Genomic DNA, 23,729 nt, shown 5'->3' on the forward strand with positions numbered 1-23,729 from the left:
CTCGCGGCCGCGCTGCGACGCGCGGCGGATCTCAGTGCGCGGCCTCCTCGCGGCCCGTGTTGTAGCCCTCGGCCCGCAGCACCGGACCGCCGGACAGGAGCGCGTCCTGCGGCCAGGAGAGGGAGACGGTCCGGGACTCGCCGGGCAGCAGCCACAGGTAGTTGTCGCTGTACTCGACGGGCAGCACGCGGTCGCCGCGGCTGTCGCGCAGGGAGAGGCGGATCATCGCGGCGACGGCGGAGCCGGTGTTGCGGAGGGCGGCGGTCAGGCCGCGGCGGGCGCCGGACCTGGTGGCGGCGGTGACGGAGACCGAAAGCCGCGTCTTCCTGGCGGTGTTGAGGGCCTTCATGTCGGCGGCGTCGCGATAGCGCCAGTAGGTGTTCTCCGACAGGGTGCGGCCGCGGGCGTCGGCGAGGGTGAGCCGCAGCAGGTGGAGGTCGGGCAGGCCGTCGCCGAAGGCGGCGGTGAACGCCGGCGCGGTGCCGGCCGCGGGCACGTCCAGGGTGGTGCGCGTGGTCGCGCCGAGCTGGCGGCCGCCGAGGTCGTAGGCGCGGGCGGTGACCACCCCGCCCTGCACGGCCCGCGGGGTGTGATTGACCGCGAGGACCGCTCCGCTGGTCGGGTCGGCCTGGACGTGCAGCGCCTCGCACGCCTTGCGGGAGCCGTAGTAGAGGCCGTTGACGTCGAAGTCGTAGTCGTAGGTCTGCCAGACGGTGCTGTGCCACGCGGGGTGGGACATCCACAGCATCAGGCCGGTGGCATCGTCCCACAGGTGGGCGTTCCACGCCTCGAACATCGCCCGGCTGTTCTCGTAGTTGACGAACTGCGCCTTGGTCGCGAAGTCGTCGAGGCCGGTGGCGGCGCCGAGCCTGGCCTCGATGGCCGCCTGGTAGTTCTGCGGGGCCTGGTTCCCGCGGGTGCTCCAGTCGTGGTAGTACCACGCGCCGCCGATCGGCCACTCGGGCTCGTCGCCGACCATCGCGCGGGTGCTCTCCGGGGTGGAGACCACCGGCATGCCGATCTCGGTGTGGAAGCCGAAGGTGCTGCCGCCGTAGGTGGCCGGGTCGAAGTAGCGCTGCGGTTCGATCCAGCCGTAGGGGCCGCCGCCGGTGATGAAGCCGCCGGCGGAGTTGCTCTGGTAGAGCACGCCGGGCACCTGGCTCTCCACCGCGCTGCGCATGCCGTCGTCGACGGCCTGCGGCGGGTTGCCCTCGTTCGCGCCGCACCACACCACGACGCACGGGTGCAGGCGGTAGCGCAGCACCGTGTCGTGGGCGATGGCGTTGTACGCGTCGTGGTCCGGCGGGTCCATGCCCCAGGCGTTGGGGAAGTCGTTCCACACCAGCAGTCCGTAGCGGTCGGCGGCGGCGAAGAACTCCTCGCGGTCGCTGGAGCCGACCCAGTTGCGGATCATCGTGAAGTTCATGTCGCGGTGCATCCGCATCGCGGTGTCCATCCGCTCGGCGGGCATCCGGCGCAGGAGTTCGTCCCAGCCCCAGTTGCCGCCGCGGCAGAACACCCGCACGCCGTTGACGCTGATCTTCAGCGGTTCCGGGGCGTTGCTGACGGTCTTCACGTCGGTCCATGACTCGCCGTCGTCGGAGACCTGGACGGTGTAGGTGCGCGGGTAGGCGGCCTCCCACAGCACCACGATCCGGTCGAAGGTGACCGGCGAGCCGAGGTCGACCTGGATCCACTGGTCGTCGGCGTAGTCGGAGGACCAGCGCGAGCCCGGGTCGCCGTCGGTGGCGTTCCTCGCCGGGTTGCCGGGGTCCTCGCTCGACGCGGCGACGCTGCGGTGCAGCGCCAGGTCGGTGCCGGGCGCGGAGCTGTCGATGACGGACAGCGTCCACAGCGAGTTGCCCCAGCTGGTGGCCCGCACATGGCACTGCAAGCGGACGTAGCGGGCGGTGTGCGCGGTGAAGTCCTCGGTCTGCAGGCTCGCGTCGCCGCTGTTGAAGGGCAGCGGCACCGCGGTGTTGTCCACGGCGGCGGCGTCGGTCCACGCGGCGCCGTCGGCGGAGACCTGCACGGTGTACGTCCGCGCGTACGCCTGCTCCCAGGTCAGGTCGACCCGGTCGAAGGACTGCACGGACCCCAGGTCGACCTCGATCCACTGGTCGTCCGCGTACTGCGAGGTCCACCGGGTGGTCGCGTCCCCGTCGGTGACGGCCGAGGGATCGGTGCCGTCGGCGACGGTGGAGGAGGTCGCGGTCGCGTGCAGGGCGAGGTCGGCGCCGGGGCGGGCGCTGTCCAGGACCGCGAACGCCCACAGGCTGAACCCCCAGCCGGTGGCGCGCCCGCCGCAGCTGACCCGGACGTAACGGGCCTGCCGCGCGCCGACGTTCACCTCCTGGGTGTACGCGTCGGAGGACGGCGTGAACGGCAGGGTGATCTTGTAGTCGTAGCCGAACTCGCGGATGCCGAAGCTCGCGGTGCGCCGGTCGCTGCGCTGCCCGTCGACGGTCGCGGTCAGGGTCAGCTCGTGCAGGTCGGGGCGGCCGTAGCCATTGGGCCACCACAGCCTGGGGTTGCGCACCCGCAGCCGCCCGTACGCGTCGGGCGCGAAGGTGACGTCGGCGCTCCGGCCGGCCGGGACGGTGACGGTGCGGGCGACCGTGATGTCGTCGAAGGCGGCGGTGACGGTGATCCGGCGGGCGGCGGCGGTGTCGGCGTTGCGGACCGGGACGACGATGGTCAGCTCGGCGCTCGAGGTGTCCGGCAGGTCGGGCAGCCTGGTGTCGACCCGGGGGTCGCCGAGGACGGCGTGGCCGGTGGAGCGCAGCCGCACGTGGTTCCAGATGCCGGAGACCCGGTCACGCACCGCGGGCATCCAGTCCCAGCCGGAGGAGGCCAGGTACGTCGGCGAGTTGCGGTTCATCATGTTCGCGCCGGCGTCGACGAACGACAGGCCCTCCGGGCCCTTGTCGCCGGGGCTGCCCGGGTACGGCATCGGCGTGATCCTCACCGCGAGGGTCTGCTCGCCGCCGGCGTCGAGCAGCGCGGTGACGTCGTGCGCGGAGCGCGCGAAAGGGGAGGTCAGGTCGCCGGCCTGCCGGCCGTTGAGCCAGATGTCGGCCTGGTGGTTGACGCCGTCGAACTCCAGCCAGACGTGCCGTCCCGGGCCGGTCGCGAGCCCCTTCGGCAGCGCGAACGAGCGGCGGTACCACCAGGAGTGGCGCGACAGCGCCTCGGGGATGTGCAGGTTGTTCAGGCCGCTGACCGGGTCCGGCAGGTGCCCCTGGTCGACCAGCGAGGTCAGCACCGTGCCGGGCACCGTGGCCGGCAGCCAGCCGCTGGTGTCCACCCCGGGGCGGGACAGGTCCGCGCCCTCGGCGCCCGCCCAGTCGTCCAGGGTGAGCGTCCAGCCGGACTCCAGCGCCACGGTGCCGTCGGCGGCGACGGCGAGCGTGGGCGCCGCGTGGTGGTGGGTGCCCCAGTCGGTCCAGCCGGTCGCCGCGGGCCGGTGGCCGGGCGCGGCGCCGTAGACCTCGAAGCCGTTGAGCCCCAGCGGGTTGGCGTTGGACCGCTTGTGCACGGTCAGCCGCACCCAGCGGGCGGTGACCGGGGCGGCCAGGTCGATCCGCACGACGCCGCCGGTGCCGGAGGCGGTCCGGTGGACGGTCGTCCAGCTCCTCTCGTCGCGCGAGGTCTCGACGACGAAGTCGACCGCGCAACTGGACAGGATCTCCTGGCCGGTGGTGCCGTCGTACGGATCACCGCCGGTGGCGGGGACGAACACCGGGTCGTCGGCGGTGGCTTCGAAGGTCAGCCGGACGGAGTCGATCCGGCAGTCACCCTGCAGGTCCACCGAGATCCACTGCGGGTCGCCGGCCGCGGCCCGCCAGCCGCTGCCCCGCACACCGGTCGAGCCGAGCCGGTCCACCGCGAACTGCGCGGGCGTCGGGGCGTAGTCGGTGGAGGAGACCGCGACCGGGCGGTACGCGGCGAGTTCGCCGGGCGCGGCGTCCGGACCCCCGGCGGGCGCCGGCGCGGTGGCGGGCGCGGCCGCGCGGGCGGTGCCGGGCAGCGCGATTTCCAGGCCGAGGCCCGCGAGCAGCGTCGAACCGGATGCGACGACCGACCGGCGTGAGGGATGAGGCGACAGGTGCGACATGAGCGGCAGGTCCAATCCAGAGCGGCCCGAAGTGGTAGGACGAAAGTGGGCGGCTTTCGGCCCAACACCGTATGACAACGTTGCCAAAGGCTCGTCTCCCGCCCGTGTTTCTGTCAAGGGTCGGACGGATGTCGGTTGGGCAAAGCGCGGTGACGGCAGGGGACGGCGTCGGCACAGGCGCGGAGCGAACGCGAGGAGGCCCCGGGACGGCGGCCGTTCGGCGGCCCGGCGGACTCCCGGTGGGCGTCGGGCGGGCCCGGTGCGGGCGGCCGCCGCGTCCGCGCCGGCAGGGCTCCGCGCGGGCCACGCGCCGGGTGTTCAGGCCGAGTTGGCCGACCGACCGTGGTGCGGGTGGTGCGGGCGGGGCTAGGGTTCTAGCCCGTCCGAGGCCGACGCCGGCGTACGGCGCGGCCCCACCACACCCCTGGGGGTTCCGTTGACCGCAACCGTTCCGCGCCGCCGTGTCGTCGCGACGCTGCTCGCCACCGCCGCCTTCGCCGCGGTGGGCACCGCCACCGCGCACGCCGACTCCCCCGGCGGCTGGGTGGGCAACGGCAGTTCGACCGTCAACTCGCTCACCGGGGGCGAGGGGATCGCCAGCCGCGCGGACGGCTCCCTGCTGACCCGCGGCCTCGGCTCGATCCCGCTGCGGCTGCGCGTCGCGGGCTGGAACCACGTCGGCGATCCGGACATCGCGGGCGGCTACGTCTTCGACGCCTACCAGGGCGGGGACAGCGCCACCTCGAAGATGTTCGAGGTCACCACACCGGCCGGGAAGACCTACGACTACACCCACCAGCTGGACGCCGGCGAGCTGCTCAACAACTCCTTCGCCACCGTCTCCCCCGACGCGCAGTGGCTGGTGGCCGGCGAGTGGGGGACGGTGGGCCGGCTCCAGGTCTTCCCCGCGCCGCTGACCAACCCGGCCACCCCTGCGACCGGCGGCGCCCTGCCGCAGGCCGGGCAGATCACCCTGGACCGCGCCGTGTCCGACATCCAGGGCTGCGACTTCGTCTCCGGCACCCGCCTGGTGTGCGTGTCGGACGACGCCGCGAAGGACGTCCTCCAGGTGGACCTGCAGCACCCGCTGGACGGCGGCGCCGTCACCGGGCAGGTCAGCACCCTGTTCCAGGTGCCGCGCAGCAGCATCTGCTCGGGCACCTTCGAGACCGAGGGCATCGACTACGACGCGCACGCGCACGCGCTGCGGGTGGAGATCGTGTCGCCCGGCGTCTGCGAGGTCGCCACGACCGTGTACGCCTACCGGCCCACCACCGGCTGACCGTCCCGCCACCGGCCGCCGCTGCGGCCCCCTCCGCGTGTCCTCGCGCGCAGGGGGCCGTACCCGTGTCCGGCCGGGTGCTTTCCGCGTGCGGGCCGCGCCGCCGCGTCGGAGCATGGGAACCGACGTGACGACCACGGGACGAGCAGGGACGACCACGGGACGAGCACAGGGGCGAGAGGGCGCCGATGGGCAAGCAAGCGGAGGGTCCGTCGCCGGGAGACCGGTCCGAGACCGCCGAGCTGCGGCAGATCGACGCCATGAACCGGATCGAGCCGCGGCGGGCGTCCGCGGCGGCCGACGACGACGGCGAGGACGGGCACGGGCCCGCGCGGGGGCCGGGCGAGCCGCCCGGCGGGGACCTCACCGCCCGGCAGCGCGACGCGCTGATGCTCGGGACCGGCCACGCGCTGGCCTGGTCGGAGTCGCTCTCGGACGCGCTGCGCACCGTGGCCCGGCTGCGGCTGCCCGACCTCGACCTCGACGGCCTGGTCGTGTTCGGGGTGACCGACAAGTTCCTGAACGTCCTCGGCCAGCACGGCTACCGGCGCAGCCACACCGAGCGGGCCTTCCGGATGCCGGTCTCCACGCGCTTCCCGGCCACCGAGGTGGCCAGGACCGGCCGGCCGGTCTACCTGTCCTCGGCTCGCGACTACCGCGAGCAGTACGCCGCCACCTGGGCGCTGATCGCCCGGCACGGCCGCCAGTCGTGGGCGTTCCTGCCGCTGGTCGCGTCCGGGCGGATCACCGGTGTCTGCCTGATGGCGTTCGCCGCGCCGACCGCGTTCACCGCCGACCAGCGGGAGCTGCTGGAGCTGACCGCGCGGCTGCTCGCGCAGGCGCTGGAGCGGACCCGTACCAGCTCCGCCGAGCTGGCCCTGTCGCGCGGGCTGCGCCGCAGCATGGGCTCGGCCGAGCCGGCCGAGCCCGGCATCAGCGTCGCGACCCGCTACGTGCCGACCGGCGGCGGCCTGGTCGTCGGCGGCGACTGGTACGACATCATCAACCTGCCGGGCGGCCGGATCGCGCTGGTGATCGGCGACGTGCAGGGCCATGACGTGCACGCGGCCGGCCTGATGGCGCAACTGCGCACCGCCGTGCACGCCTATGCCGCCGAGGGCCACGGACCGGACGCGGTGCTGACCCGGACGTCCCGTTTCCTGACCGCGCTGGACCAGGACAGGTTCGCCACCTGCCTGTACATCGAGGCGGAGCCGGACACCGGCATGCTGCACATCGCCAGGGCGGGCCATCCGCACCCGGTGCTCCGGCTGGCCGACGGCACCTGCATGATCAAGCACGTCGGCGGCGGCCTGCCGCTGGGGCTGATGCCCGAGGAGCACGACTACCCGGTCACCGACGTGCGGCTGCAGCCCGAAGAGATCATGATGCTGTGCACCGACGGGCTGATCGAGACCGGCGGCCACGACATGTTCACCGGCTGGGTGCGGGTGCGCGACGCGATGTCGCCGGGGCCCACGGAGGACCTGGAGGGCATGGCGGACCGGCTGATCGGGGCGGTCCACCAGCCGATGGGCCGCTACGAGCAGGCCGACTACGAGCAGGCCGACGCGGACGAGGCCGCCGGCGGCGACGCGGCCGGGCGCGACGCGGTGCCCGACGAGCTGTACGGCCGGGGCAGGGCCCCGCACGACGGCGGCGAGCCCGGGGCGGCGGGGCCGCGGACCCGGCCGGCGCCGCGCAACGAGGACGACATCGCGCTCCTGCTGCTGCGCCGCGACACCCCGGTGCAGCAGGAGACGGTGTCCGAGCGGCGGCTGCTGCTGACCATCGGGCAGGACGAGGCGCACGGCCTGTCCGAGGCGCGCGCCGAACTGGAGGCGCTGCTGCACGACTGGGCGCAGCCCGACCAGGTGGACACCGCGGTGCTGCTGGCCTCCGAGCTGGTCGGCAACGTGCTCGTGCACACCGACCAGACGGCGGCGCTGACCGCGACGGTGTCGGGCGAGCCCGGCCGGCGCCGGCTGCGGGTGGAGGTCACCGACCGCGGCGACGAGCTGCCGCACCAGCGGGCGCCGGGCGAGCTGGCCTCCTCGGGCCGCGGTCTGCTGCTGCTCGACATCCTCTCCGGGCAGTGGAGCGTGCGGCCGGAGTCGGAGGGCAAGACGGTGTGGTTCTGCCTGGACGAGGACCAGCCGCCGCCGGAGCCGCCGGCGCTGTGACGCCGCCGCGCCGTCGGGCGACGCACGGACGGACCTCGCGCCGTAGGGTGTCGCGCCGCCGGACCTCGCGCCGCCGGGCGAGGCGCCGGCCGGCCTCAGACCATGCGCTGGAAGGCGACCATCGCCACGTCGTCGCCGAGACGGGTGGCGGCGTGCCGCTCGAGGTCGGCCCGGACGGCGAACAGCAGGTCCTCCAGCGAGTCGGCGGCCAGCTCCGGGAGGCGCAGGGCCAGCGGGTAGAACGCACCGGAGGCGTCGCGCGTCTCGATCACCCCGTCGGTGTAGAGCAGCACGATGTCCCCGACCTCCAGGTCGTGGCTGCTGGTCGCCTCCGGGTCGGGCCCCAGGTCGCCCAGGCCCAGGGGCAGCCCGGGGGTGGCGGGTCCGAGCGCCAGGACGCTCCCGCGGCGCAGCAGCAGGGGCGGTGGATGGCCGCAGTTGACCAGGCGCAGCGGGCTGCCGCCGGCGGGGACCTCCACCATCACCGCGGTGACGAAGCCCTCCAGCGCGGTGGGGCCGCGGTCCGGCGCGGCGACGGCGCTGCCCGCGGTGGCCTCCCGCCCCGGCGCGGGGGACGCTGCGCCGGCCAGGTCGGAGAGGTCGCTGCGCAGGTCGGCGTCCAGGCAGCGCGGCAGTTCGCCCAGCGGCACGCGCCGCCGCGAGGCCCGGCGGAACGCGCCGAGCAGCAGCCCCGCCACCTCGACCGCGCCGAGGCCCTTGCCCTGCACGTCGCCGACGATCAGCCGCGCGGCGCCGTCGTCCAGCGCGGCGACGCCGTACAGGTCGCCGCCGATGGCAGCCTCCTCCTGCGCGGCCAGGTACATCGAGGCGAGCGAGAGCGGGCCCAGCCGCGCGGGCAGCGGCCGCAGCACCACCTGCTGGATCACCGCGGCGACCCAGCGCACCTGGGCGAGCTGGCGTTCGCGGCGCTGTCTGATCCGCGCCGCGGCCACCGCGCCGGCGCCGATCAGCACCACGGTGGCCAGCACGACGTAGAAGCTCTCGGTGCCGATCTGGTCGTTGTTCTGCGCGGCCAGGACGATGCAGGCCAGCGTGAACAGCACCAGGACCATGACCGCGCGCGGCCACAGGAAGGCGGCGGCGAGCGCCGGGACGGCGACCATCAGGCCGCCGATGCGCAGCTGCGGGCCGCCGGCCTCGTCGATGCCCAGCAGCAGCGCGACCAGCGCCATCGGCACGGCCAGCCGGGCGGCCGGGGATCGCGGCAACCACGACACCCGCGACTGCCCCGTCGCGCCGGTCGGCTCCATAGGTCAAAGTTACCGATCTGCGGATGAAACGGCCTGTCCGCGAGCCGTACTCGCGGACCGACCGGGTCGCCGTGACAGACTCCACCGACTGCGGGGCATGCGGGATGCCAGGACGTCGTGCCAGGTCGGCGGCGCGCGGCGGCCGGCCCGGGGACATTCGGCGGGCGCCGGTGCGGCCCGCGGCGACCGCCGCCGCGGGAGGTCCGCGCGGACGGGAAGAGCCGGAGGATTCCGGGAGAGGAGCCGGCGACGGTGGATTCGGCACTCGCCGAGGCGCTCAGCGCCGTACTGCTGGTGGCGGTGCTCGGGTGCGCGGTGGTAAGGCCGTGGGGGCTTCCTGAGGCGGTGGTCGCGGTGCCCGCCGCGCTCGTGGTCGTCGCCGCCGGGGCGATCCCGCTGGCGCACGCCCGGCAGGAGGCGCAGCGGCTCGGCCCGGTGATCGGGTTCCTCGCCGCGGTGCTGGTGCTGGCGCAACTGTGCGACGACGAGGGCCTGTTCAGCGCCTGCGGGGCGTGGATGGCGCGGGGCGCGGGCGGCGGGCCGGGCCGGCTGCTGGTGCAGGTCTTCGTACTCGCCTCGGTGATCACCGCGGTGCTGAGCCTGGACGCCACGGTGGTGCTGCTGACCCCGGTCGTCTTCGCCACCGCCGCCCGGCTGGGCGCACGCGCCCGGCCCCACGTCTACGCGTGCACCCACCTGTCGAACACCGCCTCGCTGCTGCTGCCGGTCTCCAACCTCACGAACCTCCTCGCCTTCGAGGCGAGCGGGCTGAGCTTCACCCGCTTCGCTGCGCTGATGGCGCTGCCGTGGCTGGCGGCGATCGGCGCCGAGTACGCGGTGCTGCGGAGGTTCTTCGCCACCGATCTGGCCGCGGGCGCGCAGCCCGCGACCGAGACCGCGGAGCCGCCCGCGGTGCCGGTGTTCGCGCTGGCCACCGTCGGGTGCACGCTGGCCGGGTTCGTGGTGGCGTCGGTGGCGGGCGTGAACCCGGCGTGGGCGGCCGCGGCGGGCGCGGCGGTCCTCGCGGTACGGGCGCTGGCCCGCCGCCGTACCACTCCCGTCGCGCTGGTCAGGGCCGCAGCGGTGCCCTTCCTGGCGTTCGTGCTGGGCCTGGGCATCGTGGTGCGGGCGCTGGTCGACAACGGCCTGTCGGACGCGCTGGGCCGGGTGGTGCCGGACGGCACCGGGTTCGCCGCGCTGCTGGGCGTCGCCGCGCTGGCGGCGCTGCTCGCGAACCTGATCAACAACCTCCCCGCCGTGCTGGTCCTGCTGCCGCTGGCCGCCCCCTCGGGCGCGGGCGCGGTGCTCGCGGTGCTGCTCGGGGTGAACATCGGCCCCAACCTCACCTACGCGGGGTCGCTGGCCACCCTGCTGTGGCGGCGTATCGTGCGGGAGCACGAAACAGACGTGGAGCTGGGCGAGTTCACCCGGCTCGGGCTGCTCGCCGTGCCTGCCGCGCTGGGCGCCGCGGTCGTGGCACTGTGGCTGTCGCTGACCGCGATCGGAGGCTGACCGCCGTGACGACCACCGTCATCGCCTGGATCGTCGAGGGCACCTGGCCGGCGACCGTGGACGCGGTGCGCGACCGGGCGCCGCGGGACGCCGAGGTGGTCCTGCTGCATGTGCCCGACCCGGACGTGCCGGGCGCGGCGCACGCCGCCTTCGCCGGGCTGCTGGGACGCGGGCGGCCCGAGCGCGACCCGGGCATCCCGGTCGAGCGGGAGGCGACCGAGCAGGGCGAGCGGCTGCTCGCGGAGGCGGCGGGCCGGCTGGGCCGGCCGTGCGCCCGGGTGCAGCGCACCGGGCGGGTGGAGCGCGTGGTGGTGGCGGCTGCGGAGGGCGCCGGGCTGCTGGTGCTGGCCCGCGACGGCGACCGTACGCGGCTCGGGCCGCACAGCCTCGGTCCGCACAGCCGCTTCATCGTCGACCACGCGCCGTGCCCGGTACTGCTGGTGTGGCCGGGCGAGGCGCCGGGCACCGACACGATGCCGCCGCCCCCGGTTCACGGCCGCCACGGCCCCGGCCCCGGCCCCGGCCCCGGGCCGGGACCCGACCACCCGCCCCCGCCGCCCCCGCTCGGGTAGGACGCCGGTGCGCGTGTCAGCCGGCCGCGCAGGTCAGCACCCGGTCGGCCCCGCCGCCGTGGTCGTTGCCGTGACGTTGCCGCCGTCGCCGTCGCCGCCCACGGACAGGACGAGGACCTGGCCGCCGGTGACCGGTACGTCCAGCCCGACCCCCGGTGAGCGCGGGCAGCGTGATCGGCGCGGCGACGGCGACGGTCCCGGTGCGGCTGCCGGTGGGCGTCGCCCGGGGGTGCCTACCTCCGCGTCACGTGCGGGAGTGCGGGCGGGGCGCGCGGGGCCCGTGCTGGCGCGGGGCCCGGCGCGGCCGCCGCGACGGCCGCCCGCTGCGTCAGCGCAGCGTCGCGGTGAAGGTGCGGCCGTAGGCGTGGCGGGTGGTGACGTCGATCCGGGTGCCGCCGGGGGCCGGGCGGACCAGGACGCCGTCGTCCGCGTCGCGCCGGCGCAGCGTGTGGCCGCGCAGGACGACCGAGACGGTGTCCCGTTCGGTCGTCGGGTCGCAGACCGCGATCGAGGTCGCGCCGTCGCGGGACTCGCGCACGATCACCGACGCGGGGCCGTCCACGCCGAGGCGCCCCACCTGGTGCGGTCCGGCCGCGAAGGCGTTGGCCGCCAGGATGCCGAGGCCGGAGTGGTACAGCGCCTGCAACCGGGTCGAGTTGGCCAGTACGGTCAGCGGCCCCCGTGCGTAGCGCGCCAACTGCTCCTCGGTGGCGTGCGGGACGAGCGCCCAGGCGGCCGACACCGCCTGCCCGCCCGCCGGTTGGGCCAGCGTGAGGGAGAAGACCTGCTTGGTCACCGGGGTGTCGGCGTTGGCGGTGCGGATGTACCTGCGGCTGCGGGTGACGGTGTCCAGCGCGACCGTCGGGCGCGGGTCGCGGTCGCCGGGGCGCTCCGCGCCGTCCAGGAACACGTAGCCGACCGCGACGGCCTGGGCCGGGTCGGCGTAGCGCAGCCAGGCCAGCGGCGCGGTGCCGGTCCCCGACCAGGGGCCGCCGCCGCGCAGCCGGCCGGTGAGCGCGACGGGGTCGGCCGGAGCGGCGATGCGGGTGTCGACGGTGGTGGTCACCGCGCGGCCCGCGCCGTCGCCGAGGCCGGCGGCCAGCACCGCGATCTCGTCGTCGAACATGAACCACGACTTGGTCGCGTCGGCGTTGCGGTAGGCGACGAAGTCATCGGGGAGCAGGCCCTGCTGCTTCGCCTGGTAGGCCGCGTCGCTGGACTGCACGAGACCGGCCGCACCGTACGCGCCGAGCCGCGCGCCGCCGGACCAGGCGTTGGCGGCGCGCGGGAAGTAGACGTAGGTGTTCTGCGACTCCGACGAGGAGGTGAATCCCAGGGCCGGGTTGTCGTACCAGGCCGTGCCGTACAGCTCGGGCACCGGCAGCCGGGTCTCCACCGGGGCGGTCACGCCGCCGAGCGCGGACGGCGGGACCGCGGTGAAGTAGTCGACGCCGAAGGCCTGCGTCTGGTCCTGGCCCGACAGGTAGAGGTAGTGCGCGCCCTGCCCCTGGAACCAGGGCCTGAGGTTCTCGCCGCTCATGTACTCGTATCCGCTGATCCGGGTGGAGCTGCGGGCGAGCGCGAAGGCGTAGCCGGGACGGCGGTGCACGCTGCGGTCCATCGCGGCGAACGCGGTGTGCTGCGCGGGGTTGTTGAGGTCCCGCGCGGGGACGCCTGGGTCGGCGAGGATCTCGGCGTAGCGGACCACGCTCACCGGGGAGACGAAGGAGGCCGGGTCGAGCGCGGCCCTCGAGGTCTGCCGCACGTACTTCACGTATCCCGCCAGGGCGGCGGCGTCCGCTCCGGTGGCGTGCCCCGACAGGTCCACCACCGCCTCGACCACCGTCGCCACGTCGGCGTACCCCGTCGTCGTCCTGGACACCGCGCGGCCCTTGACCGGCTCCATCATCCAGCCCTCGAAGATCAGCGGGGCGAACCCGCCGGTCACCCAGCGCTGGACGATGCCGACGAGGCTGTCGCCCGGCCCGTAGCCCGAGCCGTCGAGGACCTTGACCGTCTGCACCACCCGGCTGAGCAGCCCGGTGCCGTACGAGCCGCTGTAGGCGACGGAGGCGTGCTGGACGAACGAGCCGTCGGCGTAGAAGCCGTCGGTGACGCCGTGCCGCAGCGCATACGGGTCGACCGTCGTGTAGACCGTGAGCTGGTCGGCGACCGCCTTGGCGATCCGGGCGTCGTCCTGCGTGACCGCACCCTGCAGGATGCGGTTGGTGGTGATGTCGGCGAGGTTGGCGCCGGTGTGGAAGCGCGAGTCGAGGTCGACGTCGCCGTCCTTGCCGTTGCGCAGATACGCGTCCATCGAGGCGACGTACGCGGCGGTCAGGGCGGGGTTGCGGTCGGCGAGCAGGTCTTGGAGCAGCAGCAGGGTGCGGGAGACATAAGTCGACATGCCGATCTCCCAGTTGAACCAGTTGCCGTAGTAACCCGCTTCCTGGTCCCCGTAGTAGCCGTCGTACAGCGCCACCAGCCCGTCGGCGACGCGCTCTTGGACGGCCGGGTCGTCGCGCAGCCCGGCGGTCGCGGCGCCCGGGGTGCGCGTGGCGAGGGCGATCTCGTAGAGGTACTGGAAGGACGAGGTCAGATTGGTGTCGCTGCCGCCGAGCGCCACGCCGTGGAACAGCTCGCCGGACCCCGCCGCGTCCATCCCCGCCAGCCGGGTGCGCGCGGTGGACGCGATGGCCGCGAGCTTCGCGGCGGCCTCGGGTCGGGCGTTGGACTCCTCGGTACCCGCGAAGATCGCGAGCGTGTTGGCGATCAGCACGGCCGCCCCGCCCTCGGCGGCCCGCGCCGGCGCCGCCGACGCCAGCGCGGGCAGGGGCAGCGCGACGGCCGGGACCATCGACAGCAGGGCTCGACGGGATATCTGCACGGCGACGCTCCAACCAGGAGGGCAGTAAGCGCTTGCTGCGCTTGCTTGTGCGGCATTCAAGCAACTGTGGCACCACGTGTCACTACCCGCGTCTCGGGCTCGCGCCCGGGGTCATCGGGCGGGCCCCGGGCCCTCCGGCTCCCGCCGGGGGTTGTCGCGGCCGGCGAGGCCGGGGCAGCGCGCCCGGGGGCCCGGGGGCCGGGCAGGTGGCGGTCGGGCGCGGCCCGAACGTAGCCGGGTGGCCCGGCGGCCGGCTCGCGCGGCCGAAGCGGCGACGCCGGGCCGCCCCCGACCGGGCTCGGGCCGACCGACGCGCCGGGCGACCCCGCGGCTGGGCGTAAGCCGACCGAGGCGGTGGGCGAGCCTCCCCCGACGCCGGGGTGGACCCACGGGGTCGGGAAGCCGGCCGGCCTCAGGCCGGCCGAGGCGCGCGTGGGGCCGGACCTGCCCGGCCTGGCGGCCGGCTCGCGCGGCCGAAGCGGCGACGCCGGGCCGCCCCCGACCGGGCTCACTCGCCCCGGCGGACCAGGGCCAGCAGCCGGGGTCCCTACACCCGGCCGCCCCCGACCGGGCTCGGGCCGACCGACGCGCCGGGCGACCCCGCGGCTGGGCGCAAGCCGACCGAGGCGGTGGGCGAGCCTCCCCCGACGCCGGGGTGGACCCACGGGGTCGGGAAGCCGGCCGGCCTCAGGCCGGCCGAGGCGCGCGTGGGGCCGGACCTGCCCGGGGCGAGGTGAGCGCGGGTCAGCCGGGGTGGGGGGTGGCGGGCAGGGCGAGGTGGTTGATGTCGGAGGTGTGGAGGATGTGCGGGCCCTGCCCGCCGCGGCGGGCCACCGCCAGCATCGCGCGGCCGATGCGGTCGGTCGTGGTGGCGTGGCGCGGCAGCAGGCGGACGACGAGCGGCGCGAGCCAGAAGGTGGCGGCGTAGATGACGCGGTACCAGGTCGTGCGCGAACGGGCGCCGTGCAGGGGGCGGATGAAGCCCGGCCGGAACATGTAGGCGGGGAAGTCCATCGCCAACAGGGCGTTCTCGGTGCGGCCCTTGATCCGCGCCCAGGCGGAACGCCCCTGCTCCGAGCTGTCGGTGCCCTCGCCGGAGACGTAGACGAAGGTCAGTCCTGGGCTTGCGGACCCCAGTGCGCGGGCCGCGGCGAGGGTGTAGTCGTGGGTGATCCGCCGGTACTCCTCCTCGCTGCGGCCGGCCATGGAGACCCCGAGGCAGAAGAAGCAGGCGTCGAGACCGGCGAGTTCGGGTTCGAGCGCGGTGAAGTCGGTGAAGTCGGCGTGCACGATCTCGCGCACCTTGGGGTGCGGCGTGCCGGCCGCGGCCGACGGCGGCGTCGGCGCCCGCCCGACCAGCAGCACGCTCTCGACCTGCTCGTCCCGCACGCAGGCCCGCAGGACGCCCTGCCCGACCATGCCGGACGCTCCGAAGAGGACCACCTTCATGTGCCTGCCGCTCTCGTTCCGCCCCGCCCCATTGCTAACCGCACGGTTAGCTCGGGCTCACCCTACCGGCCGCGCCGCTTTCAGCGCGCGCCCGGCGAGGGGGAGGCGAAGTGGACCAGGACCCGGCCGGTGTTCGTGGCGTCGGTCTCGATCCGGGTGTACAGCTTCCTGATGTGCTTCTGCGCGAGGAACGCCAGCACCCGCTTCTTCAGCTGGCCGGTGCCCTTGCCCGGGATGATCTCGACCACGCCGACACCGGTCCGCGCGGCGCGGAAGACCACTTCCCGCAGCGCCAGGTCGATGTCCCGGTTGTTCCGGAAGAGGGGATGCAGGTCCAGGGTGATCTTCGCCGCCGTCGCCACCGCTGGCCGCCTTCCGCCGTCATCGCGTCCCGGGCCCCCGCCGCGCCCGCCGTGCCCGCGCGGCGGCCGTCCCACCGACCTCGCAGCGTACGCGCTGCGCGCCGTGCGCGGGTCCGCAGGCCGGGGTGCGGCCGGCGGGAGTGATAATGGCGGTGGGCGCCGGGGGCCGGCCGGCGGTGGCCTCGTACGTGGAGCGGTTTCATGACCACAGCTCGCGATCTGCTGACGATCACGATGGACCTGCCGTCGGAGCCGTCGGTGCGGCGCGGCGACCTGTCCCTGGGCCTGGCCGCCGCCGAGCTGATCGACCTGCTCCGGCTGGACCTGGTGCAGCTGGCAGCCGACCGCGTCCTGCCGGTGGCCGCCGCGCCCGACGCGCCCGAGGTGGCGGACCCGCTGCTGGCCCAGGCCGCGGAGGCGCTGGTGCGCAAGCTGCCGTTCGAGACGGTCGAGGACTGGCTGTGGCGCAGGGGCCGCGGGCTGCCCACGGGGTATCTGGCGGCCCTTGAGGCGGAGGGCCGGCTGGCCAGGGAGCGGCGCAGGAAGTGGGGCGTGCTGTGGACCAGCCGGATGGTGCTCGTCGACTCGCCCGACCGGCGCAGGGCGGCGCACCGCTGGTCGGCCGACGAACCGGTGCTGGTCGCGCTGGCCGCGGCGGTCGGCACCGGCGTGCTGCCCGCGGAGGCCCCCGCCCGGTTCGGCGGCGGTGTGGACACCGTGCTGGCGCTGCTCCACCAGGCGCTCGCGGAGCTGGCCGAGGAGCGGCTGCGGCGGGCCCGGCGCCGCGACGAGGCCCGGGTGACGACGCTGCGACGCGGCTACTGACCCGGCGCCACCGCCCGGCGACAGCACCGCCGGGTCCGGCGAGGGTAGCGTTGCGGTTGCCGTACCGCGTCCCGCTCTGGAGGCTCCGTGTCGATCGGCGAGTTCCCGTCACGGTCCGAGTCCCGGCCCGCGTCCCCGGCCGGCGCCGGGCCTGAGTCCCGGCCCGGCGCCGGACCCGACTCCCGGCCCGAGGCGCCGCCCCCGCCGGCCGTACGGCTGCCGGTGCTGCCTGACTCCGACCTGGCGCAGTACCGCGCGGAGCTGACCGCGGCCGGCGCGCGCGTGCTGATCGGCTCGGTCGTGGACATGGCGGGGGTGGCGCGGGCCAAGACGGTGCCGGTGCGGCGGGCCGGCGACTTCCACCGCGCGGGCATGGGGGCCTCCCCCACCTGGAACGTCTTCTGCATCGACAACACGATCGCCTTCACCGAGCAGCTCGGCGTGGTCGGCGACCTGCGGCTGCGGGCGGACCTGGAGGCGGTCCGCGCCGTCGGCGGCGGCTACGCGTGGGCCCCCGCCGAGCTCTTCGGCCAGGACGGCGACCCGTCGCCGCAGTGCGCCCGCGGCCGGCTGCGCGCGGTGCTGGCGGAAACGGCGGCGGCCGGACTCACCGCGAAGGTGGGCCACGAGCTGGAGTTCACCCTCACCGACGCCGACGGCGGCGCGCTGCCGGAGCGTCGCTGGCAGCCGTACGGGCTCGGGCCGGTGCTGGAACGCGACGGATTCGTCGCGGACCTGACCGACGCGCTGGAGGAGGTGGGCGTCGGCGTCGAGCAGGTGCACGCGGAGTTCGGCTGCGGGCAGTTCGAGGTGTCGCTGTCCCCCGCGGACCCGCTGGCCTCGGCCGACCGGGTGGTGCTGGCGCGGCTGGTGATCGGGCGGGTGACCCGCGGATACGGGCTGCTCGCGTCGTTCTCGCCGCTGCCGTTCGGCGGCGGCGCGGGCAACGGCGCCCACCTGCACCTGTCGTGGGAGCGCGACGGTGTGCCGCTGCTGTCGGGCGGGGACGGGCCGCGCGGGCTGACCGCCGAGGGCGCCGCCGCGCTCGGCGGGATCGTCGCCGGACTGCCCGGGACGCTGGCGGTCTTCGGCGGTTCCGTGCTCTCCCCCGCGCGTCTCGCGCCCGGCCGGTGGTCGGGCGCCTTCGCCTGCTGGGGGCTGGAGAACCGGGAGGCGGCGGTGCGGCTGGCGGCCGCCGGTCGCGGCACCCCGCACGGCGCCAACGTCGAGGTCAAGTGCGGCGATCCGTCCGCGAACGTCTACCTGGCCACGGCGACGGCGCTCGGCCTGGCGTTGGACGGCGTCGCCCGCGACATGCCGCTGCCGCCCGAGGTGCGGGTCGACCCGGCGGCCGATCCGTCGGCGGTCCGGCTGCCGGCCACGCAGGGCGCGGTGCTGGACGCGTTCGAGGACTCCGCGACGGCGCGCGGCATCCTCGGCGAGCCGATCGTGGCGGCGACCCTGGCGGTACGGCGCTACGAGCAGCGCACGTACGGGGAAGTGCCGGTGGACGACCTCGCCGAGCGGTTCCGCTTCGCCTGGTCCTCGTGAACCGCGGCGGGCGGCAGAGCGGCTTGTCCCTCGCGGAGTTCGCCGCGCGGCTGCGTCTGGTGGACCACCATGTGCACGGCGCCTTCCGCGGGCCGCTGACCAGGACGGCCTTCGAGGAGTCGCTCAACGAGGGCTCGACGGGCCCGGTTCCGTCCGGCACGACCTCCTTCGACTCCCAACTGGGGTTCGCCGTACGCCGCTGGTGCGCGCCGCTGCTCGGGCTGCCCGCGCACGCGCCGGCGGACGACTACTGGCGGCAGCGCGCCCTGCTCGGCGAACAGGAGGCCGCCGCGCGGCTGTTGCCCGCCGCGGGGGTGGACCGCTGGATCGTCGACACGGGGTACGGGGGCGATCTGCTGCTGTCCCCGGCGGAGTTGGCCGGGGCGGCGGGCGGCACGGCGTACGAGGTGGTGCGGCTTGAGGCACTCGCCGAGTCGCTGGCCGCGTCGATGGCTGCGGAGGGCGCGACGAGCGGGCGCGGGTACGCGGACGCCTACCGGGACCTGCTGCGGCAGGCGGCGGCCGCCGGCGCGGTGGGCCTCAAGACGGTGGTCGCCTACCGGGCGGGGCTCGACCTGGACTGGTCCGCGCCGGACCCCGACGCCGTACGGCGGGCGGCGGGCGGCTGGCTGGCGCGGTGCGCGGCGGAACCGGCCGGGGAGCCCGGAGGGCCGGCGGGAGCAGGGACCGGAGGAGCGCAGCAGGAAGGGCCGCGGCTGACCGATCCGGTGCTGCTGCGGTTCGGCGTCCACTGCGCGGTGGAGATGGGCCTGCCGCTGCAGATCCACACCGGTCTCGGCGACCGGGACCTGGACCTGCACCGGGCCGATCCGATGCTGCTGCTCGGCCTGCTGCGCCAGCCGGCGGTCGCCGCGGTGCCGGTGATGCTTCTGCACTGCTACCCCTACCACCGGCAGGCCGGCTACCTGGCGCAGGCGTTCGACCGCGTCTACTGCGACGTCGGTCTCGCCGTGAACCATCTGGGCGCCCGGTCGGCCGCCGTCGTCGCCGAGTCGATGGAACTCGCCCCTTTCGGACGCCTGTTGTACTCCTCGGACGCCTGGGGCCCGGCAGAACTGCATGTGCTGGGCGCCGCGCTCTGGCGTCGCGCGGCGGCCGCCGCCGCGCAGTCGTGGGTCGACGCGGGCGACTGGTCGGAGCCCGACGCCCGGCGCGTGCTGACGATGATCGGCCGGGACAACGCCCTGAGCGCCTACGGGCTGTGAGGCGCGCGCCGCCCCCCGGCGCCCGCACCCGAAGGGACTTGGACGGCGCGGTCAGCGCTCCTGGTGGACCAGGACGGCGTACGTGCGCGCGTAGGCGCCCCCCTCGGCCGGACGCGGCCAGGGCTGTGCGAGCAGCGCCTGGCCCGCGGGCTCACCAACCCGGCCGTTGACCCTGACCTCCGCGGTGTCGGCCCCCTTGTACGTGCCGAAGAAGATCTTCACGCCGATCAGCCGGTCCCGCGCGAGGCCCGCCCGGCGAGCGCGGGCGCGATGACCGGCAGGACGCCGTGGTCGGCGGTCCACTGGTGGACGGCGTCGTGGTCGGGGACCCTCCCCAGCCGGTGATGCCGCCCTGGACGGCGTGCCGGCCGGGGAAGCCGCCGTCCTCGCCGGGGCCGAAGTGGGGTGGCGAACCGGCCGCCTGGGTCGAGGAGTTCGCGCACGGCGGCGCCGGAGGTGGTGGCCCAGATCTCCACCGCCCATTGCACGCTCGCGCGCGGCGTGCCGCCGAAACCGGCGACGCAGGCCCCCGCCACCGGCCGTCCGCCTCCCGCCACGCCATGATCGCCATGTCATGGGGCGACACCGTGACCGGCCCGGCGGGGCCGCGCGACCGGGGGCGGCCGGGCCGCGGCGGCCGGTAATCCGCACGACACGGCGGGCCCTGTCTGCGAGGATCTCGCCCCGGCGGACACCGACGCAGACACCGACGACCCGGGACGGGGATCGATGAGTTTCACGCTGGAGGCCCCGGTGCTCGACGGCACCCTGGTGCGGCTGGAGCCGCTGGACCGCCGCCATGTCCCGGACCTGGCGGCGGCGGTGGCGCAGGACCGCGGTTCGTACGGGTTCACCTGGGTGCCCACCGCCGACGAGGTGGCCGGCTACGTCGACACCCAGCGGGGGCGCGCGGCGACCGGCCGGCTGGCGCCGTACGCGCAGGTGGAGCGGGCGACGGGGCGCGCGGTGGGCGTCACCTCGTACTGGGACCCGCGGCCCTGGCCGGACGGCGAGGGCCTGTGCGCGGTCGAGGTCGGCTTCACCTGGCTCGCGCCGTCCGCGCAGGGCACCGGCCTGAACACCGACGCGAAGCTGCTGCTGTTCCGCAACGCCTTCGAGAACTGGGCGGTGGCCAGAGTCGATCTGAAGACCGACGCCCGCAACGCCCGTTCCCGGGCGGCGATCGAGGCCGTCGGTGCCCGCTTCGAAGGCGTGCTGCGCAACTGGTCGCGCTCCTGGGTGCCCGGTGAGGACGGCAGGCTGCGGGACTCGGCGATCTTCTCCGTGGTCGCGCAGGAGTGGCCGGACTGCCGCTCCCACCTCGAACAGCGCCTGGCCCGCGCCCTGGAGCGTGGGGCGCGGACCGCGGAGTCGTCCGCGTAGCACCGCGGCAGGAGCGGGAGCCGGCGCGAGCGCCGTCCTGACGGCGTGCCGGGCGGGCGTGCCCCCGCCCGGCGACCGCGACCCGCGACCGAACCGCGCCCGGGGCCCTACGCCTTCACAGTCCGTGCCACGAACTCCCCGATGGCGTCGGCCAGTCGGGCGGGCTGGTCGAGCGGCAGCAGGGTGTAGCTGTCGGCCACCTCGACCAGGTGTCCCTGCGGCAGGAGTTCGGCGAGGCGGCGGCCGTGGTCGGGCGGCATCACCCGGTCGCCGGAGGCCCAGACCACCAGGGCGGGGCGGTCGAAGGCGGGCAGCGCCTCGGCCGCGCGCAGCAGCACCTGCCGGTCGCCGAGCGCGGCGCGCAGCATGCGGACGGTGTCGCGGCGGATCTCGGGCTGCTCCAGGACCGGGCGCATCCACCGGGCCGTCGCCGCGTCGCCGCGCAGGGTCAGCCGGCCGAAGGCGATCGGCAGCCGGCGGACCGCCCGCAGCCGCATCTGCTGCATGAACAGCCCGAACAGGCCGGGCGGCAGCGCGCCGGCGAGGGCGAGGGTACGGCCGGTGAGTCCCGGCGGGAGGTTGTCGAACGCCTCGCACGAGGCCAGCACGACACGGCCGACGCGCGCGGTGCCGCCCTGGGCGAGCAGCAGTTGGACAACCGCGCCGCCGGTGTCGTTGCCGACAAGGGTGACGTCGTGCAGGTCGAGGCGGTCGAGGAGTTCGGCGACGAGCCGGGCGACGCCGGGCAGCGAGAGGTCGGCGCCGGGGCGCATCGCCTCCCGGTGCGCGCCGAGCGGCAGCGTCGGCGCGATGCAGCGGTGGCGGCCGGACAGTGCGGCGACCGGCGCGTCCCACAGCGAGCCGTCCATCATCAGCCCGTGCAGCGCCACCACCGCCGGGCCGTCGCCGCCGGTGTCCTCGTAGTGGATCGGTCCGGCGGACAGCTCGATCCGGTTCATGCAACGCCCTCCTCGGTACGGCGCGCGGCTCGCGCGTCGTCAAAGGGTCGACCTCTCCGCGGGCCCAGGTCGTCCACGAAAGAAGTGAACCACGTGGCTCACTCGGCCGGCGGGGAATCCCCCGGCCCGGCGTGTTCACGCCGCGGCGGCCGGCCGCGGGGCGGCCCGGAGCTGGCATCATCTGCCCCGGCGGGCACGACGGGTGCGGCGACTGCGGTGAGGACCGGGAGCGATGGGCGCGGACCAGGCGGGCGGCGCGGATGCCACGGACGACGTGGGTGCTGAGGGCGACGTGAGCGGTGCGGACGGCGTGAGCGGTGAGGACGGCGCCGGCCGCGGCGCCCCCGAGGACCTTCCCGGGGCCCGGCGGCCCGCGGGCTACCGGCGCTCCACGGGTTCGCGGCGCGGCGAGGCGCGGCGCCGGGAGCTGCTGGAGCGGGTCACCGAGGACCTCGCCGTGCACGGTCTCGTCGGCTTCTCGCTGCGCCGCGCCGCGCGAGCCGCGGGCACCACGCACAAGGTGCTGCTCTACCACTTCGACGGGTCGGACGACCTGCTCCGGCAGGCGACGCTGCGGCTGCGCGCGCGACGGATCGACAACGCGCTGGCGGCGGCGACCGGCGGACCCGGTGCGCGGTCGCTCGCGGACCGGGTGCGGGCGATCTGGCCGGTGCTCATGGGCGCGGAGTCCGGGCTGCGGGTGCTCGACCAGGCCATCGGCCTGGCGCTGTACGACCCGGAGCGCTACGGCGAGCTGGTGCGGGACGCCTCGCAGCAGTACCTGCCCTCGCTGCTGTCGCTGTGCCCCGCGCAGTGGGCGGAGCAGCGCAGGAAGGAGGTCGCCGAGATGATCCTCGCGGTGCTGCGCGGCTTCCTCGTGCACTGGCTCACCAGCGGCGACACCACGGGGGTCGACGCAGGGCTGGAGGCTCTGGCCCGCGCGCTGGAACGGGAGGAGGCGGCCGCCGGGTGACCCCCGCGGGCCCGTCCTGGACCACCTCACGCGGGCCGCGCGGCCGCCGGAACGGCGCCTGCTGCCGCCCGCGCGGTGATCACGTGCAGGTCCTGAAGGTAGCGTGTTCAACCAGATACCTTGCGGGCACTGCCGCTGGGCCGGATCGGAGGTGGCCATGCTGGAGGTTCTCGGGCTCGATCAGCCGGCCGAGGCGCTGTATTTCGCCCTCGTGGACAACCTGCCGCTGCCGATCGGGGAGTTGGCCCGCAGAACCGGGATCGAGCCGGACGTGGCGGCGAACGCGCTGGTCCTGCTGGAGGACGGCGGGCTGATCTCGCGGCTGCCCGGCAGCCCGGTCCGCTACACCGCGCTGCCGCCCGAGCACGCGCTCGAAGTGCTGCTGCTGGCCAGGGAGCGGGACATCCACCGGGTGCGGGCGCTGACCGAGCGGCTCGCGGAGCGCCACAGCGACGCGCGGCGCGACCGCGGCTCGGCCTCGCTGATCCAGGTGATCACCGGCCGGGACGGCGTGGCCCGCTGCGGGCAGCAGCTGTTCAACCGCGCGGAGAAGGAGATCCGCGGCATCGACGCGCCGCCCTACGCCGAGGCGAGCGACGGCGAGCGGGTCAACTCCTCGACGGTGGTGGACGGCCGCAACGTGCGCAGCCGCTTCATCCACGCGCGCGACAGCCTGGACCTGCCCGGCACGATGGAACGGGTGGAGCTGGACATCACGGCCGGCGAGGAGGTGCGGTTCCTGCCCGAGGCCCCGATGAAGCTGATCATCGCCGACGACCAGGCCGCGCTGATCCCCCTGCTGGCCACCCCCCAGGTGCTGGACTCGTGCATCCTGGTGCATCCCTCGGCGCTGCTCGACGCGCTGTCCGCGCTCTTCGAGTCGCTGTGGGCGCAGGCGCAGCCGTACATGCCGGGGCAGTCGGGGGCGGCCGGCGGGAACGAGTTCGTGAGCGAGGAGGAGCGGCGGATCATCTCGATGCTGGCGATGGGCATGCCGGACGAGACGATCGCCAGGCAACTGGGCATCGGGCACCGCACGGTGCAGCGGCGGGTGCAGGCGCTGCTCACCCGGCTCGGCGCCGCCAGCCGCTTCCAGGCCGGGGTGCTGGCCGCGACCCGCGGCTGGTGGCGGCCCGACCCGGGCGCCGACGGCGAGCGCACCCCCCTCGGCTGAACC

Annotated in this window: 18 protein-coding genes; 10 read left to right on the forward strand and 8 right to left on the reverse strand. The window is 75.4% G+C overall.

Translation table 11 applies throughout. The features are described from left to right. Positions 1-31: 31 nt before the first annotated feature. Complete coding sequence (locus tag V2S66_RS10670) at positions 32-4,117, reverse strand: discoidin domain-containing protein (protein WP_330794353.1); 4,086 nt, start codon at positions 4,115-4,117, stop codon at positions 32-34. 436 nt (positions 4,118-4,553) lie between these two features. Between V2S66_RS10670 and V2S66_RS10675 the strand changes: the two genes are divergently transcribed. Then, positions 4,554-5,399 carry a hypothetical protein gene (locus tag V2S66_RS10675; protein ID WP_413966353.1) on the forward strand — a complete coding sequence of 282 codons (846 nt, stop codon included), beginning with the start codon at positions 4,554-4,556 and terminating at the stop codon, positions 5,397-5,399. Positions 5,400-5,587: 188 nt separating this feature from the next. Continuing rightward, positions 5,588-7,582, forward strand: coding sequence for an ATP-binding SpoIIE family protein phosphatase (locus V2S66_RS10680; protein WP_330794354.1), 1,995 nt, complete (start codon positions 5,588-5,590; stop codon positions 7,580-7,582). A 95-nt stretch (positions 7,583-7,677) separates the two neighbouring features. On the opposite strand, the gene V2S66_RS10685 is transcribed toward V2S66_RS10680, so the two are convergent. Next, entirely contained in the window at positions 7,678-8,853 is a 1,176-nt protein-coding gene (locus V2S66_RS10685) for a PP2C family protein-serine/threonine phosphatase (protein ID WP_330794355.1), read from the reverse strand. Positions 8,854-9,105: 252 nt separating this feature from the next. On the opposite strand from V2S66_RS10685, the gene V2S66_RS10690 reads away from it, so the two are divergent. Beyond that, the gene (locus V2S66_RS10690; protein ID WP_330794356.1) at positions 9,106-10,365 is read left to right on the forward strand and encodes an SLC13 family permease; all 1,260 of its coding nucleotides are present in this window, start codon (positions 9,106-9,108) and stop codon (positions 10,363-10,365) included. A gap of 5 nt (positions 10,366-10,370) precedes the next feature. Continuing rightward, entirely contained in the window at positions 10,371-10,937 is a 567-nt protein-coding gene (locus V2S66_RS10695) for a universal stress protein (protein ID WP_330794357.1), read from the forward strand. A gap of 328 nt (positions 10,938-11,265) precedes the next feature. On the opposite strand, the gene V2S66_RS10700 is transcribed toward V2S66_RS10695, so the two are convergent. The 3 genes from V2S66_RS10700 to V2S66_RS10710 all read right to left on the reverse strand — a co-directional run bounded on the left by V2S66_RS10700 (position 11,266) and on the right by V2S66_RS10710 (position 15,635). Beyond that, complete coding sequence (locus tag V2S66_RS10700; RefSeq protein WP_330794358.1) at positions 11,266-13,824, reverse strand: polysaccharide lyase family 8 super-sandwich domain-containing protein; 2,559 nt, start codon at positions 13,822-13,824, stop codon at positions 11,266-11,268. 744 nt (positions 13,825-14,568) lie between these two features. After that, positions 14,569-15,273 (reverse strand): NAD-dependent epimerase/dehydratase family protein, encoded by a 705-nt coding sequence (locus tag V2S66_RS10705; RefSeq protein ID WP_330794359.1) that lies wholly within the window; start codon positions 15,271-15,273, stop codon positions 14,569-14,571. An 80-nt stretch (positions 15,274-15,353) separates the two neighbouring features. Next, complete coding sequence (locus V2S66_RS10710) at positions 15,354-15,635, reverse strand: Smr/MutS family protein (RefSeq protein ID WP_330794360.1); 282 nt, start codon at positions 15,633-15,635, stop codon at positions 15,354-15,356. Positions 15,636-15,836: 201 nt separating this feature from the next. Between V2S66_RS10710 and V2S66_RS10715 the strand changes: the two genes are divergently transcribed. From V2S66_RS10715 to V2S66_RS10725, 3 genes are all read left to right on the forward strand, one after another. Further along, positions 15,837-16,460 (forward strand): GOLPH3/VPS74 family protein, encoded by a 624-nt coding sequence (locus V2S66_RS10715; RefSeq protein WP_330794361.1) that lies wholly within the window; start codon positions 15,837-15,839, stop codon positions 16,458-16,460. An 87-nt stretch (positions 16,461-16,547) separates the two neighbouring features. Further along, the gene (locus V2S66_RS10720) at positions 16,548-18,011 is read left to right on the forward strand and encodes a glutamine synthetase family protein (protein ID WP_330794362.1); all 1,464 of its coding nucleotides are present in this window, start codon (positions 16,548-16,550) and stop codon (positions 18,009-18,011) included. Next, positions 18,008-19,237: an amidohydrolase family protein gene (locus V2S66_RS10725; RefSeq protein WP_330794363.1), complete on the forward strand. Its 1,230-nt coding sequence runs from the start codon at positions 18,008-18,010 to the stop codon at positions 19,235-19,237. Before V2S66_RS10720 ends, V2S66_RS10725 begins: the two co-directional genes overlap by 4 nt. A 51-nt stretch (positions 19,238-19,288) precedes the next feature. On the opposite strand, the gene V2S66_RS10730 is transcribed toward V2S66_RS10725, so the two are convergent. Both V2S66_RS10730 and V2S66_RS10735 read right to left on the reverse strand, forming a co-directional pair. Beyond that, complete coding sequence (locus tag V2S66_RS10730; protein WP_330794364.1) at positions 19,289-19,459, reverse strand: DUF6348 family protein; 171 nt, start codon at positions 19,457-19,459, stop codon at positions 19,289-19,291. A 5-nt stretch (positions 19,460-19,464) separates the two neighbouring features. Then, positions 19,465-19,773 carry a hypothetical protein gene (locus tag V2S66_RS10735; protein WP_330794365.1) on the reverse strand — a complete coding sequence of 103 codons (309 nt, stop codon included), beginning with the start codon at positions 19,771-19,773 and terminating at the stop codon, positions 19,465-19,467. Between the two features lie 193 nt (positions 19,774-19,966). On the opposite strand from V2S66_RS10735, the gene V2S66_RS10740 reads away from it, so the two are divergent. Then, on the forward strand, positions 19,967-20,620 hold the full coding sequence (locus tag V2S66_RS10740) for a GNAT family N-acetyltransferase (protein ID WP_330794366.1): 654 nt from the start codon (positions 19,967-19,969) through the stop codon (positions 20,618-20,620). A gap of 107 nt (positions 20,621-20,727) precedes the next feature. Here the strand turns inward: V2S66_RS10740 and V2S66_RS10745 are convergent, their stop codons facing one another. Then, a complete protein-coding gene (locus V2S66_RS10745; protein ID WP_330794367.1) occupies positions 20,728-21,579 on the reverse strand; it encodes an alpha/beta fold hydrolase in 852 nt (283 codons plus the stop codon). 232 nt (positions 21,580-21,811) lie between these two features. Between V2S66_RS10745 and V2S66_RS10750 the strand changes: the two genes are divergently transcribed. Together V2S66_RS10750 and V2S66_RS10755 are read left to right on the forward strand one after the other, a co-directional pair. Next, positions 21,812-22,552 (forward strand): TetR/AcrR family transcriptional regulator, encoded by a 741-nt coding sequence (locus tag V2S66_RS10750; protein WP_330794368.1) that lies wholly within the window; start codon positions 21,812-21,814, stop codon positions 22,550-22,552. Positions 22,553-22,709: 157 nt separating this feature from the next. Further along, positions 22,710-23,726 (forward strand): helix-turn-helix transcriptional regulator, encoded by a 1,017-nt coding sequence (locus V2S66_RS10755; RefSeq protein ID WP_330794369.1) that lies wholly within the window; start codon positions 22,710-22,712, stop codon positions 23,724-23,726. Positions 23,727-23,729: the final 3 nt, after the last annotated feature.

The sequence above is a fragment of the Actinacidiphila polyblastidii genome, from assembly GCF_036353415.1.
Taxonomy (GTDB): Bacteria; Actinomycetota; Actinomycetes; order Streptomycetales; family Streptomycetaceae; genus Actinacidiphila; species Actinacidiphila polyblastidii.

Excerpts from the sequence above, each read along its gene's own strand:
- V2S66_RS10670 (WP_330794353.1), bottom strand. The coding sequence starts at position 4,117 with ATGTCGCACCTGTCGCCTCATCCCTCACGCCGGTCGGTCGTCGCATCC.
- V2S66_RS10680 (WP_330794354.1), top strand. The coding sequence starts at position 5,588 with ATGGGCAAGCAAGCGGAGGGTCCGTCGCCGGGAGACCGGTCCGAGACC.
- V2S66_RS10685 (WP_330794355.1), bottom strand. The coding sequence starts at position 8,853 with ATGGAGCCGACCGGCGCGACGGGGCAGTCGCGGGTGTCGTGGTTGCCG.
- V2S66_RS10705 (WP_330794359.1), bottom strand. The coding sequence starts at position 15,273 with ATGAAGGTGGTCCTCTTCGGAGCGTCCGGCATGGTCGGGCAGGGCGTC.
- V2S66_RS10715 (WP_330794361.1), top strand. The coding sequence starts at position 15,837 with ATGACCACAGCTCGCGATCTGCTGACGATCACGATGGACCTGCCGTCG.
- V2S66_RS10740 (WP_330794366.1), top strand. The coding sequence starts at position 19,967 with ATGAGTTTCACGCTGGAGGCCCCGGTGCTCGACGGCACCCTGGTGCGG.
- V2S66_RS10745 (WP_330794367.1), bottom strand. The coding sequence starts at position 21,579 with ATGAACCGGATCGAGCTGTCCGCCGGACCGATCCACTACGAGGACACC.
- V2S66_RS10750 (WP_330794368.1), top strand. The coding sequence starts at position 21,812 with ATGGGCGCGGACCAGGCGGGCGGCGCGGATGCCACGGACGACGTGGGT.
- V2S66_RS10755 (WP_330794369.1), top strand. The coding sequence starts at position 22,710 with ATGCTGGAGGTTCTCGGGCTCGATCAGCCGGCCGAGGCGCTGTATTTC.